The 11,484-nt window shown below is 62.3% G+C and carries 13 protein-coding genes; 8 read left to right on the top strand and 5 right to left on the bottom strand.

Annotation, left to right across the window (positions count from 1 at the left end; translation table 11 throughout):
- The first annotated feature begins 122 nt into the window (after positions 1-122).
- From dksA to AAHB08_RS17240, 7 genes are all read left to right on the top strand, one after another.
- Positions 123-572, top strand: coding sequence for an RNA polymerase-binding protein DksA (gene dksA, locus AAHB08_RS17270; protein WP_005329052.1), 450 nt, complete (start codon positions 123-125; stop codon positions 570-572).
- A gap of 112 nt (positions 573-684) precedes the next feature.
- On the top strand, positions 685-1,587 hold the full coding sequence (gluQRS, locus tag AAHB08_RS17265) for a tRNA glutamyl-Q(34) synthetase GluQRS (RefSeq protein ID WP_446699541.1): 903 nt from the start codon (positions 685-687) through the stop codon (positions 1,585-1,587).
- 143 nt (positions 1,588-1,730) lie between these two features.
- Positions 1,731-3,203, top strand: coding sequence for a polynucleotide adenylyltransferase PcnB (pcnB, locus tag AAHB08_RS17260; protein WP_342059610.1), 1,473 nt, complete (start codon positions 1,731-1,733; stop codon positions 3,201-3,203).
- Positions 3,204-3,213: 10 nt separating this feature from the next.
- Positions 3,214-3,711 (top strand): 2-amino-4-hydroxy-6-hydroxymethyldihydropteridine diphosphokinase, encoded by a 498-nt coding sequence (folK, locus tag AAHB08_RS17255; RefSeq protein WP_247625581.1) that lies wholly within the window; start codon positions 3,214-3,216, stop codon positions 3,709-3,711.
- An 18-nt stretch (positions 3,712-3,729) separates the two neighbouring features.
- On the top strand, positions 3,730-4,524 hold the full coding sequence (panB, locus tag AAHB08_RS17250) for a 3-methyl-2-oxobutanoate hydroxymethyltransferase (RefSeq protein WP_042648904.1): 795 nt from the start codon (positions 3,730-3,732) through the stop codon (positions 4,522-4,524).
- Positions 4,525-4,795: 271 nt separating this feature from the next.
- Positions 4,796-5,650, top strand: a complete 855-nt coding sequence (gene panC, locus AAHB08_RS17245; protein WP_139434067.1) for a pantoate--beta-alanine ligase — start codon at positions 4,796-4,798, stop codon at positions 5,648-5,650.
- Between the two features lie 20 nt (positions 5,651-5,670).
- Positions 5,671-6,018, top strand: coding sequence for a putative quinol monooxygenase (locus AAHB08_RS17240; protein ID WP_342059609.1), 348 nt, complete (start codon positions 5,671-5,673; stop codon positions 6,016-6,018).
- A 62-nt stretch (positions 6,019-6,080) separates the two neighbouring features.
- On the opposite strand, the gene AAHB08_RS17235 is transcribed toward AAHB08_RS17240, so the two are convergent.
- The 3 genes from AAHB08_RS17235 to hpt form a co-directional block, all read right to left on the bottom strand.
- Complete coding sequence (locus AAHB08_RS17235) at positions 6,081-6,854, bottom strand: ABC transporter permease (RefSeq protein ID WP_025328198.1); 774 nt, start codon at positions 6,852-6,854, stop codon at positions 6,081-6,083.
- Positions 6,851-7,768 (bottom strand): ABC transporter ATP-binding protein, encoded by a 918-nt coding sequence (locus tag AAHB08_RS17230; protein WP_139434064.1) that lies wholly within the window; start codon positions 7,766-7,768, stop codon positions 6,851-6,853. Before AAHB08_RS17230 ends, AAHB08_RS17235 begins: the two co-directional genes overlap by 4 nt.
- Positions 7,769-7,880: 112 nt before the next feature.
- Positions 7,881-8,411 carry a hypoxanthine phosphoribosyltransferase gene (hpt, locus tag AAHB08_RS17225; RefSeq protein ID WP_041205063.1) on the bottom strand — a complete coding sequence of 177 codons (531 nt, stop codon included), beginning with the start codon at positions 8,409-8,411 and terminating at the stop codon, positions 7,881-7,883.
- Positions 8,412-8,612: 201 nt separating this feature from the next.
- On the opposite strand from hpt, the gene AAHB08_RS17220 reads away from it, so the two are divergent.
- Positions 8,613-9,227, top strand: a complete 615-nt coding sequence (locus AAHB08_RS17220) for a TetR/AcrR family transcriptional regulator (protein WP_025328201.1) — start codon at positions 8,613-8,615, stop codon at positions 9,225-9,227.
- A gap of 79 nt (positions 9,228-9,306) precedes the next feature.
- On the opposite strand, the gene AAHB08_RS17215 is transcribed toward AAHB08_RS17220, so the two are convergent.
- Positions 9,307-9,918, bottom strand: a complete 612-nt coding sequence (locus AAHB08_RS17215) for a flavin prenyltransferase UbiX (RefSeq protein WP_342059608.1) — start codon at positions 9,916-9,918, stop codon at positions 9,307-9,309.
- The gene (gene mpl / locus AAHB08_RS17210) at positions 9,915-11,279 is read right to left on the bottom strand and encodes a UDP-N-acetylmuramate:L-alanyl-gamma-D-glutamyl-meso-diaminopimelate ligase (protein WP_342059607.1); all 1,365 of its coding nucleotides are present in this window, start codon (positions 11,277-11,279) and stop codon (positions 9,915-9,917) included. Before mpl ends, AAHB08_RS17215 begins: the two co-directional genes overlap by 4 nt.
- Positions 11,280-11,484: the final 205 nt, after the last annotated feature.

Raw genomic sequence — 11,484 nt, 5'->3', positions numbered from 1 at the left:
TAAATGCTGGAGTGGGTAACAATATTGACAAGGCTTGTTTGCCTCCCGTTGACCCTTCTGCTATAGATACCGCCCTCAATTTATGGATGGCACGGGTAGCGTGCTGAATTAGGAGACAGGGCATGCCAACAGGCGAAAACAGGAAATCTCTGGGCCCCCTGGCCATTGCGGGTGTAGAGCCTTACCAGGTAAAAGCCGGTGAGGAGTACATGAATGACCAACAAAAGGTACATTTTCGCAAGATCCTGGGAGCCTGGCGCAACCAACTGATGCAGGAAGTTGACCGCACCGTCGACCACATGAAGGATGAGGCTGCAAACTTCCCGGATCCGGTCGATCGCGCCGCGCAGGAAGAAGAGTTCGCACTCGAGCTGCGCACCCGCGACCGTGAACGCAAGCTGATCAAGAAGATCGAGAAGACCTTGCTGCTGCTCGAAGAAGACGACTTTGGCTACTGCGAACATTGCGGTATCGAAATCGGTATTCGTCGTCTGGAAGCCCGTCCGACTGCCGACCTCTGTGTCGACTGCAAGACGCTGGCTGAAATCAAGGAAAAACAGATGGCTGGCTGATGCCGCCCATCGACATGGACAAAAAAGGGAGCTCGCAGGCTCCCTTTTTTATTGAGCTTTTCCCACGACCATCCCAGAATGCAGCCTCAATGCATCGTCTACCCGAATTCCCATGGCCATGACTCCCTCCTCCCCTGTCCGACCCCATGTGGGCCGCTTCGCCCCCTCCCCGTCCGGTCCGCTCCACTTCGGCTCCCTGGTCGCCGCCCTCGGCAGCTTCTTGCAGGCGAGATCGCAACAGGGGCGCTGGCTGGTGCGCATCGAGGACATAGATCCGCCGCGGGAGATGGCCGGAGCCAGCGAGCTCATCCTCCAGACCCTGGAGGCCCATGGCCTCGGCTGGGATGGGGAGGTGATGTACCAGAGCCGGCGCCATGGACGCTACGACGAGATCATCGAGGGGCTCTACCGGGCCGGGGATCTCTACTGGTGCCGCTGCACCCGGCGCGAGATCATGGCGGCGGGCGGCTTTTACAACGGCCACTGCCGCACCCTGGGGCTGACCGCAGAGGGTTGCGCCGCCCGCCTGCGCCAGCATCATCCGGTCTACCACTTCGAGGATCAGCTGCAGGGCCATATCGCTGTGCCTGCGGCGCTCGCCGAGGAAGACTTCATCGTGCGCCGCCGGGACGGGCTCTACGCCTACAACCTGGCGGTGGTGGTGGATGACATGGACAGCGGCATCACGGAGATAGTGCGCGGCGCCGATCTGCTGGAGCCCACGGTGCGCCAGATTGCCCTCTACCAGACTCTGGGAGCAGAGGTGCCCGACTGGGTGCACCTGCCGCTGGCGGTGCTGGCGGATGGCAACAAGCTGTCGAAGCAGAACCACGCGCCGGCGCTGGCACAGGATGACGTCAGGCCCGCCCTGTGGCAGGCCCTCGCCTTCCTCGGCCAGTGCCCGCCGCCTTGCTTAAGAGAGAATAGCGTCGACGAGATCATCGCCTGGGGCATTGCCCACTGGCAGCTGGCCCGGGTTCCCCGCCAGCAGAAGATAGTGCTGGGGGCCAGATAGGCAGACCCCAAGAGCAAGAACCGACTGCCGCGTTTCTGATGTCACCGGGTCCGGATCGGGGAAGCAGACCGCAGCGTTTCTCATTTGGTCGGGCCTGAGCTATGATAGGCCGCTATTTTTTGGCCTCCCGTCAATTTGAAGTCATGAAGAGGTGTACCATTTTTTCCCAGATCGCAAACTTTTGCCGCAAGGTGCTCGGCAAGGAAGACGGCGAGCAGTCGATGGAGTCTCCCATTCCAGCCCGTGTCGCCGGTCAACGTCGAACCTTGAGCCGTGACCAGCACCCCATCTCGCGCAAAGAGATCAGCGAGAATGCGCTCAAGGTGCTCTACCGCCTGAACAAGGGAGGCTACGAAGCCTACCTGGTGGGTGGCGGCGTCCGTGACCTGCTGCTCGGGAAAACGCCAAAGGATTTCGACATCGCCACCGATGCGACGCCTGAGCAGATCAAGGCCTTGTTCAGCAACTGCCGCCTGATCGGCCGTCGTTTCCGCCTGGCCCACATCGTTTTTGGTCGTGACGTGATCGAAGTGGCTACCTTCCGTGGTCACCACCATCAGGTCAATACCAGCAAGCACGTATCGGCCCAGTCGGATGAAGGCATGCTGCTGCGCGACAACGTCTACGGCACCATAGAAGAGGATGCCGAACGTCGCGACTTTACCGTCAACGCCCTCTACTACAGCGCCAAGGATTTCACCCTGCACGACTTCGAGGGTGGCATCGAGGATCTTGCCGAGCGCAAGCTGGAGCTGATCGGTGACCCCGAGACCCGTTACCGGGAAGATCCGGTGCGCATGCTGCGCGCCGTGCGCTTCGCCGCCAAGCTGGAGATGACCATCAGCCCGCGCACCGCCGCCCCCATCCGGGAACTGGCGCCGCTGCTGCAGGACATTCCGGCCGCCCGCCTGTTCGAGGAGACCCTCAAGCTGTTCCTGGCCGGTGATGGTCTCGCCACCTACAAGCTGCTGCGGGAATACGGGCTGTTCCAGCCCCTGTTCCCCCAGGTCGCCGCCCTGCTCACCCCCAACGGCAACTCCCCCTACGAGCAGTTCATCGAGCTGGCGTTGATGGATACCGATACCCGGGTCCGTGAAGAGAAGCGCGTCACCCCGGCCTTCCTCTATGCCACCCTGCTGTGGGGCGCCGTCGAGGCCCGTGCCCGGGTGCTGGAAAACGAAAGCGGCCTGCCCTGGCACGACGCCTTCATGCTGGCCATCAACGAGGTGCTGGATGCCCAGGTGCGGATCATCGCCGTGCCGCGCCGCTTCACCACGGACGTGCGCGACATCTGGGCCCTGCAACAGCGCCTGACCCGTCGCCAGGGTCGCCACCCCGAGCGCGCCATGGAGCATCCGAAGTTCCGCGCAGCCTTTGACTTCCTGCTGCTGCGCAACCGGGTCGAACGTGGCCTCGGCGAGCTGGCCAGCTGGTGGGAGCGCTATGTGGCCTCCAACCCGGATGTGCGTCCGCAACTGCAACGGGAAGCGACCCGCCGCCCGGCAAGCGGTGAGCGAGCCCCGGCGGCCGAGCCGCGCGGAGACGGTGAGAAACGTGGCAGCAACAGCCGCAACCGCCGTCGCCCCCGTCGTCGCAAGCCGAAAGCGGCAGAATAAAGGCCACCCGATGATCGAGGTCTTCGTTGCCGTCGGATCCAACCTGGGCAATCCCGTCGCCCAGGCCAGACAGGCCGTCGCCGCCCTGGGCAGGCTGCCGGAATCCGCATTGCAACAGGCCTCGCAGCTTTACGGCAGCCGCCCCATGGGCCCTGCGGATCAGCCGGACTACGTCAATGCCGTGGTGCGGCTTCATACCCGGCTCGGCCCCCTGGCTTTGCTGGATCAACTGCAGAAAATCGAGCGGGAACAGGGACGTGTGCGCAAGGACGAGCGTTGGGGTCCAAGAACCCTGGATCTGGATCTGCTGCTGTACGGCGAGCAAGTCATCCAGCATGAACGCCTGATCGTTCCCCACTACGGCATGAAGGAGCGGGAGTTCGTCCTGCTGCCCCTTGCCGAAATCGCCCCCGCCCTGGTGCTGCCCTGCGGCACCCCGCTCACCGAACTGGTTGCCCGCTGCCCGCGCAATGGTCTCGAGATCCTTGCCGATGCCACGGGTGAGTAGACGAGTAGGAGCAACGTAATGAGCAAGATCACCATCACCGACCTGCAGAAGATGAAGCAGGACGGACAAAAAATCACCGCCATCACCGCCTATGACGCCACCTTCGCCAAGCTGTTCGACGACGAAGGTGCCCAGGTGCTGCTCATCGGTGATTCCCTGGGCATGGTGCTGCAGGGAGGGGACGACACCCTGGCCGTCAGCATGGATGAGATGGTCTATCACACCCGCTGCGTGGTGCGTGGCGCCAGCAAGGCGCTGGTGGTCACCGACATGCCGTTCATGAGCTATGCCACTCCCGAGCAGACCTACCAGAACGCCGCCCGGCTGATGGCCGCCGGCGCCCGCATGGTGAAGATGGAAGGGGGCGACTGGCTGTGCGAGAGCATTCGCCACCTCACCCGCAACGGTGTGCCTGTCTGTGGTCACCTGGGGCTGACCCCGCAATCCGTCCACGTGTTCGGCGGCTTCAAGGTGCAGGGGCGCGACGAGTTCCACGCCCAGGAGATCTACCGCCAGGCCCTCGAGCTGCAGGCCGCGGGCATCCAGCTGCTGGTGCTCGAATGCGTGCCGGTCGCCCTGGCCGAGCGCATCAGCAAGGCCCTGCGCATCCCTGTCATCGGCATAGGCGCGGGCCCGGCCACCGATGGCCAGATCCTGGTGATGCACGACGCCTTTGGCATCACCTCCGGCTATGTGCCCAAGTTCACCAAGAACTTCCTGGCCGAGACCGGTGACATGCGCGCCGCCATCCGCCTCTATGTGCAGCAGGTGAGCGAGGGTACCTTCCCCGGTCCCGAGCACTGCTTCAACTGATCCTGGCCTCATGAACCGCAACGGGGGCTCGGCCCCCGTTTCGCCTCCCTCTCTGGCCCTTTCAATTCTTGTTTTCTTGACCTATCCGAAGGTGAACTGTTGGTGATGTTGCTCGTGAACTATCCCGTGCCATCCACACGGGCCCTTTCAATCCCTGTTTCTTTGACCTATCCGAAGGTGAACTGTTGATGTTGCTCGTGAACTATCCCGTGCCATCCACACGGGTCCTTTCAATCCCTGTTTCCTTGACCTATCCGAAGGTGAACTGTTGATGTTGGTTGTGAACAATCCTGCCGCTCTGCGTGAACAGATCGGCCAATGGCGCCGCGAAAGCCGCGCCATCGCATTCGTGCCCACCATGGGCAATCTGCACCAGGGCCATCTCACCCTGGTCGATGAGGCCCGCAGCCACGGCGAGAAGGTGGTCGTCAGCATCTTCGTCAACCCCTTGCAGTTCGACAAGGCCGAGGATCTCGCCAACTATCCCCGCACCCTGGAGCAGGACTGCGCCGCCCTCGAGGCCGCCGGCGTGGATCTGGTGTTCACCCCGACCCCGGAGCTGATGTATCCCCACGGGCTGGCCAGCCAGACCTTCGTCGAGGTGCCGGGTCTCTCCGGCCTGCTGGAAGGGGCGCTGCGCCCGGGGCACTTCCGCGGTGTCAGCACTGTTGTCACCAAGCTGTTCAACCTGGTGCAGCCCGACGTGGCCTGCTTCGGCCAGAAGGATTACCAGCAGCTGGCGCTCATTCGCAAGATGGTGGCCGACATGGCCATGCCGGTCGAGATAGTCGGCGTGCCCACGGTGCGGGCCGAGGACGGGCTGGCCCTCTCCTCGCGCAACGGCTACCTGACCGCCGCCGAGCGGGCCCTGGCACCCGAGCTCGCGCGCACCATGAACTGGATAGCCGAGCAGATTGAGGCGGGGAACCACCACCTCCCCTCCCTGGTGGCCCAGGCCAGCCAGCGTCTCGACAACGCCGGATTCAGGACGGATGCCATCGACATCGTCGACGCCGACACCCTCGAATCGGCCAGCGCCGCCAGCAAGCGGCTGGTGATCCTGATGGCCGCGTATCTGGGCAAGGCCCGCCTTATCGACAATAGTGTCGTCACCCTGCAGGGCTGAGACACGGCAAGGAGACAAAGATGTCCAAGAAGGTTTATTGCATCGCCCAGTTCCTGCCCAAGCCGGGCAAGGAGCAGGCCCTGTTCCAGGTCTTGCAGGGGCTGGAGCCCAACACCCTGAGGGAAGACGGCTGCCTGCAGTACAGAGTCACCCGCCACATTGCCAGCCCCTTCGCCGAGGGGGAGAGCTTCCCCATCGTCTTCAACGAGATCTGGCAAGACATGGCCAGCTTCGAGGCCCACTGCCAGCGCGCCGAGATCAAGGCCTTCTTCGAGCATTACTGTCTGGCCGAAGAGGGTCTGGCGGCCAAGTGGAACGTCTGCGTCTACAGCGACGAGCCGGCGGACTATGACGCCCCTGCCCTCTGAGGCAGATCTCAAGCACATAAAAAAGGCGCCCGAGGGCGCCTTTTTGCTGGCCGGCTTGCGCCTCAGTGGCGCAGCCCGGTACCCCGGGAAATCAGCCACCAGGCCAGCCCGTAGAGGGCGACGATGAAGCCGATGATGATGAGGTAGGCGGTGCCGAGCGGCACGTCGGAGATGCCGAGGAAGCCGTAGCGGAACGCATTCACCATGTAGATGATGGGGTTCACCTGGGAGACCCCCTGCCAGAACGGCGGCAGCAGGCTGATGGAGTAGAAGACCCCCCCCAGATAGGTGAGCGGCGTCAGGATGAAGGTCGGGATGATGCTGATGTCATCGAACGACTTCGCGAACACGGCGTTGATCAGCCCCCCCAGGGAGAACAGGATCGAGGTCAGCAGCACGGTGAAGCAGACGCTGAACAGGTGGTGGACCTGCAGCGGCACGAAGAACAGCGACACCAGGGTGACGATGAGGCCGACACACAGGCCCCGGGCCACGCCGCCGCCCACGTAGCCGGCGATGATGATGTAGTTGGGCACCGGCGCCACCAGCAGCTCCTCCACGTTGCGCTGGAACTTGGCACTGTAGAAGGAGGAGGCGACGTTGGAGTAGGAGTTGGTGATGACCGACATCATGATGAGACCGGGCACGATGAACTCCATGTAGCTGAAGCCCCCCATGTCGCCGATGCGCGAGCCGATGAGGTTGCCGAAGATGACGAAGTAGAGGCTCATGGTGATGGCCGGCGGCACCAGGGTCTGGATCCAGATCCGGGTAAAGCGGCTCACTTCCTTGGCCAGTATGCTCTTGAAGGCGATGTAATAGGTCATGGGGTTCATGCTTTGCGACCCTCCTCTACCAGGTTGACGAACAGCTCTTCCAGCCGGTTTGCCTTGTTGCGCATGCTCAGCACTTTCACCCCCTGGGCGGAGAGCTGCTCGAACAGGCTGTTGAGGGACTGGCTCTTGTCCAGCTCCACCTCCAGGGTGTGCTCATCCTGCATGCGACCGTTGAATTCGGGCAGGGTCGGCACCTGGCTGCCGGGCACCAGATCCAGCAGGAAGGTCTCGCGGCCCAGCTTGCCGAGCAGGTTCTTCATGCTGGTGTTCTCGATGAGGCGCCCCTTGTCGATGATGCCGATGTTGCGGCACAGCATCTCGGCCTCTTCCAGGTAATGGGTGGTGAGTATGATGGTGACACCCTGCTCGTTCAGATCCTTGAGGAAACTCCACATGGAACGACGGATCTCGATGTCCACCCCGGCGGTCGGCTCATCCAGGATCAGCAGCCTGGGCTCGTGCATCAGGGCGCGGGCTATCATCAACCGGCGTTTCATGCCGCCGGAGAGGGTGCGGGCCGCCATGTCGCGCTTGTCCCACAGATCGAGCTGGCGCAGGTACTTCTCGGCGCGCACCTTGGCCTCGGCACTTGGCACGCCGTAGAAACCGGCCTGGTGGGTGACAATCTGGCTCACCTTCTCGAACTGGCTGAAGTTGAACTCCTGGGGCACCAGCCCGAGCTGGGCCTTGGCCAGCTCCAGATCGGTGTCGATGTCGTAACCGAACACCTTGACCTTGCCGGCACTCTTGTTCACCAGCGAACTGATCACGCCGATGGTGGTGGACTTGCCCGCCCCGTTCGGGCCGAGCAGGGCGAAGAAATCCCCCTGCTTGACGGTGAGATCTATGCCCTTGAGGGCTTCGACGCCCCCCTGATAGGTCTTCTTCAGACCGCTGATTTCCAATGCGTTCATTGCAACCCCTGTGATGGATGAGCCCATCTCGAGACAGAAAAGGCGGCTCGAGCGCCGCCTGAAGACAGTCGATGGCGGGCGGCCAAGCTGCCCTGCCACGTCCGAGCCTTGCTTACTCTTGCGGAACTACCTTGCCGATGAAGGGCAGATTACGGTACTTCTGGGCATAGTCGATGCCACAGCCCACCACGAACTCGTCCGGAATGGCGAAGCCAATCCAGTCCACCGGCACCTGGACCTCACGACGGGACGGCTTGTCCAGCAGGGTGCAGATGGCCAGGGATTTCGGTTCGCGCAGGGAGAGGATCTCGCGCACCTTGTTGAGGGTGTAACCGGTGTCGATGATGTCCTCGACGATCACCACGTCCTTGCCTTTGATGTCATCATCCAGATCCTTGAGGATACGCACGTCACGGGTGCTGTGCATGCCGGAGCCATAGCTGGAGGCAGTCATAAAATCCAGGGTGATGGGCAGCTGGCACTGACGGCAGAGATCGGCCAGGAAGACGCAGGAGCCGCGCAAGAGGCCAATCATCACGACTTCATCGGAGCCCTGGTAACGGGCGGTGATCTCTTCACCCAGTTTGGCGATCCGGGCGGCGACCTCGGCCTCGGAGATCATCACCTCGACGTTGTGTTTCATCACATACTCCAATAATGGCCAAAGGGTTATTGGCCGTTCATTAACATCAAAACCGATGATTCTACCACTCCAACCGGAAGGCGTCAGGCATACGTGATGCTTTTATCGGCTTATTTTAATTGATAGAGTTAGCAAGCCTTCGGGCATTATCGGTGACAATACTATAAACACCATAATCAATAACTATTAGATGAAAAAACTATGGAACCACGCGCAGAAATAAGACGTCGGACCCGGCTGTCGCCGGAGGCTCGTCGTGATCAATTGATGGAATGTGCCATCGAGGTATTTTCCCGTCGCGGCATCGGCCGTGCGGGACATGCCGAGATTGCCGAGCAGGCCAAAGTCTCGGTTGCCACCGTGTTCAACTATTTCAACACCCGTGAAGATCTGGTCGATGAAGTGCTGGCAGAGATTGAAGGCTTTGTGCAGCAGATCCTCGAACAGGCCTACAACGGCCAGGGCTCGGTCAGGGACAGCATCCACCGCCATGTGAAGCTGTTCGTTGACGCCGCCTATGACAAACCGGACCACGCCAGCATCTGGCTGGAATGGAGCTCATCGGTACGGGAAGAGGTCTGGCCCCGTTACACCCGCCTGCTGGACAAGGCGCTGGAGCGCATCGCCCCCCACCTGCAAGCGGCCATGGACAGCGGCGAGATCCAGAGCGTGCTGTCCGCGCAGGATCTGGCCCGCTCCCTGACCGGGTTCGGCTACGTCATGATGCAGATGATCAATCAGCCACAGCGCCCGAGCCGGGAAGAAGTGACCGATTTTCTGTTCAAGTACGTGACGGCCCCCCTCCAGGTGGTCTGATCCTCCCTGCCAATAAAAAGCGGCGCCGGACTGTTCAGGTCGGCGCCGCTTTTGTTTGTCTCTCTTTCGTCTCGCTGACTCAGGACTTGGCATAGCCCCAGCGACTGGTCAGCTCATGCTCGACACCCAGATGATCGAGAATGCGGGCGACCATGAAGTCCACCAGATCCTCGATGCTTTTCGGCTCATGGTAGAACCCCGGTGCGGCAGGCATGATGGTCACCCCGAGCCGCGCCAGTTTCAGCATGTTCTCCAGATGGATCGCGGAGAAGGGGCTCTCGCGGGGCACCAGAATGAGCTGGCCGCGCTCCTTGATCACCACGTCCGCCGCCCGCTCCAGCAGGTTGTCCGAGGTGCCGTTGGCAATGGCCGAGACGGTGCCCATGGAGCAGGGACAGACCACCATCTGTTTCGGCGCCGCCGAGCCGGAGGCCACCGGCGAGAACCACTCCTCCTTGCCGCAGGCGATTATCTGCCCCTCTTTGGCGCCATACTGGCGACAGAGATAGGCCGACAGCTCTTTCGGCGAGCCGGGCCACTCCTGCTGCTGCTCGGTCTTGAGCACCACTCTGGCCGCCGATGAGGCGAGCAGGTAGACCCGATAGTCCGCCTGCACCAGACACTGGAGCAGGCGCAGGGCATAGGGGGCGCCGGAGGCGCCGGTCAGCGCCAGGGTGATCTGCTTGTTCATGATGTGCCTTGCCTGAGGCGGGCGATCAGCTTGTCGTGAATGCCACCGAAGCCGCCGTTGCTCATGATCAGAATATGATCCCCCGCGCGGCTCTCGGCCACCAGGGCGCCGATCAGGGTTTCCAGATCGTCAAACACTTGCGCCGGGCGGCTCATGTGGGCTGTCACCTCCCCGAGATCCCAGCCGATGTTGGACGGCTGGAAGAAGAACGCCTGGTCGGCGCCGTCGAAGCAGCCGGCCAGCTCTTCTTTATGCACCCCGAGCTTCATGGTGTTGGAACGGGGCTCCAGCACCGCCAGGATCCGGGATTCACCCACCTTGGCGCGCAGGCCGCCGAGGGTGGTCTCGATGGCGGTGGGGTGGTGGGCGAAGTCGTCATAGACGCTGATGCCTGCCACCTCGCCCTTGAGCTCCATCCGCCGCTTGGGGGACTTGAACTGGCAGAGAGCTTTGATCCCGTGTTCCACCATGACACCGGCATGGCGGGCGGCGGCGATGGCCATCAGGCCGTTGTTGACGTTGTGCTCGCCGATGCACTCCCAGTGCACCTCCCCCTGCTTGCTCCCATCCAGCCACACCTCGAAGGCGGAGCCGTCATCGGCCAGCTTGACCGCCTTCCACTTGGCGTCGTCCTGACCCACCAGCTCCACCTCGCTCCAGCAGCCCATCTTGCGCACGGCGGTGAGGTTGTCGTCGGCCTGGGGGAACAGCACCCGGCCATTGCTCGGCACGGTGCGCATCAGGTGGTGGAACTGACGCTGGATGGCGGCGAGATCCGGGAAGATGTCCGCGTGGTCGAACTCCAGGTTGTTCATCACCAGGGTGCGCGGGTGGTAGTGGACGAACTTGGAGCGCTTGTCGAAGAAGGCGCAGTCATACTCGTCCGCTTCGATGACGAAGAAGGGGGCTGCGCCCAGACGGGCGGAAACCGGGAAGTTGCCCGGTACGCCGCCGATGAGGAAGCCGGGCTCCAGCTTGGCGTACTCCAGCACCCAGGCCAGCATGCTGGCGGTGGTGGTCTTGCCATGGGTGCCCGCTACGGCCAGCACCCAGCGATCCTGCAGCACGTGCTCCAGCAGCCACTGGGGGCCGGAGATGTAGGGCAGATTGCGATCCAGCACATACTCCACGCAAGGGTTGCCACGGCTCATGGCGTTGCCGATCACCACCAGATCCGGCGCCGGATCGAGCTGGGACGGGTCATAACCCTCGGTCAGCTCTATGCCTTGCTGCTCGAGCTGGGTGCTCATGGGGGGATAGACGTTGGCATCCGAGCCGGTGACTCGATAGCCCAGCTGTTTCGCCAACACCGCCAGACCACCCATGAAGGTGCCGCAGATCCCGAGAATGTGAATGTGCATACCGCTGCCTTTTCCAGTAAAGGGAGTGCGCATTCTAGGGTCTGTTGACCCGGTGGCACAAGCCGCGACCATGGCCAGAGCGCAGTCAGGTCCGGCGAGGCGACAGAAATAGGGCGAACTCAGGCGGCGCGACATCCACCAGCGTGCTCCCCTGCCCGCGAAATATGGTCATTTGACGGGACATCGCTATAATGTCGGCCTGCAA

The sequence above is a fragment of the Aeromonas sp. OTU364 genome (assembly GCF_038440395.1).
Classification (GTDB): domain Bacteria; phylum Pseudomonadota; class Gammaproteobacteria; order Enterobacterales; family Aeromonadaceae; genus Aeromonas.
This window is presented reverse-complemented; position numbering and strand designations above follow the sequence as displayed.

Coding starts and splice junctions, on each gene's coding strand:
- panB (WP_042648904.1), top strand. CDS start 3,730: ATGAGCAAGATCACCATCACCGACCTGCAGAAGATGAAGCAGGACGGA.
- AAHB08_RS17215 (WP_342059608.1), bottom strand. CDS start 9,918: ATGAACAAGCAGATCACCCTGGCGCTGACCGGCGCCTCCGGCGCCCCC.
- folK (WP_247625581.1), top strand. CDS start 3,214: ATGATCGAGGTCTTCGTTGCCGTCGGATCCAACCTGGGCAATCCCGTC.
- AAHB08_RS17235 (WP_025328198.1), bottom strand. CDS start 6,854: ATGAACCCCATGACCTATTACATCGCCTTCAAGAGCATACTGGCCAAG.
- mpl (WP_342059607.1), bottom strand. CDS start 11,279: ATGCACATTCACATTCTCGGGATCTGCGGCACCTTCATGGGTGGTCTG.
- gluQRS (WP_446699541.1), top strand. CDS start 685: ATGGCCATGACTCCCTCCTCCCCTGTCCGACCCCATGTGGGCCGCTTC.
- hpt (WP_041205063.1), bottom strand. CDS start 8,411: ATGAAACACAACGTCGAGGTGATGATCTCCGAGGCCGAGGTCGCCGCC.
- pcnB (WP_342059610.1), top strand. CDS start 1,731: ATGAAGAGGTGTACCATTTTTTCCCAGATCGCAAACTTTTGCCGCAAG.
- AAHB08_RS17230 (WP_139434064.1), bottom strand. CDS start 7,768: ATGAACGCATTGGAAATCAGCGGTCTGAAGAAGACCTATCAGGGGGGC.
- panC (WP_139434067.1), top strand. CDS start 4,796: ATGTTGGTTGTGAACAATCCTGCCGCTCTGCGTGAACAGATCGGCCAA.
- AAHB08_RS17220 (WP_025328201.1), top strand. CDS start 8,613: ATGGAACCACGCGCAGAAATAAGACGTCGGACCCGGCTGTCGCCGGAG.
- dksA (WP_005329052.1), top strand. CDS start 123: ATGCCAACAGGCGAAAACAGGAAATCTCTGGGCCCCCTGGCCATTGCG.
- AAHB08_RS17240 (WP_342059609.1), top strand. CDS start 5,671: ATGTCCAAGAAGGTTTATTGCATCGCCCAGTTCCTGCCCAAGCCGGGC.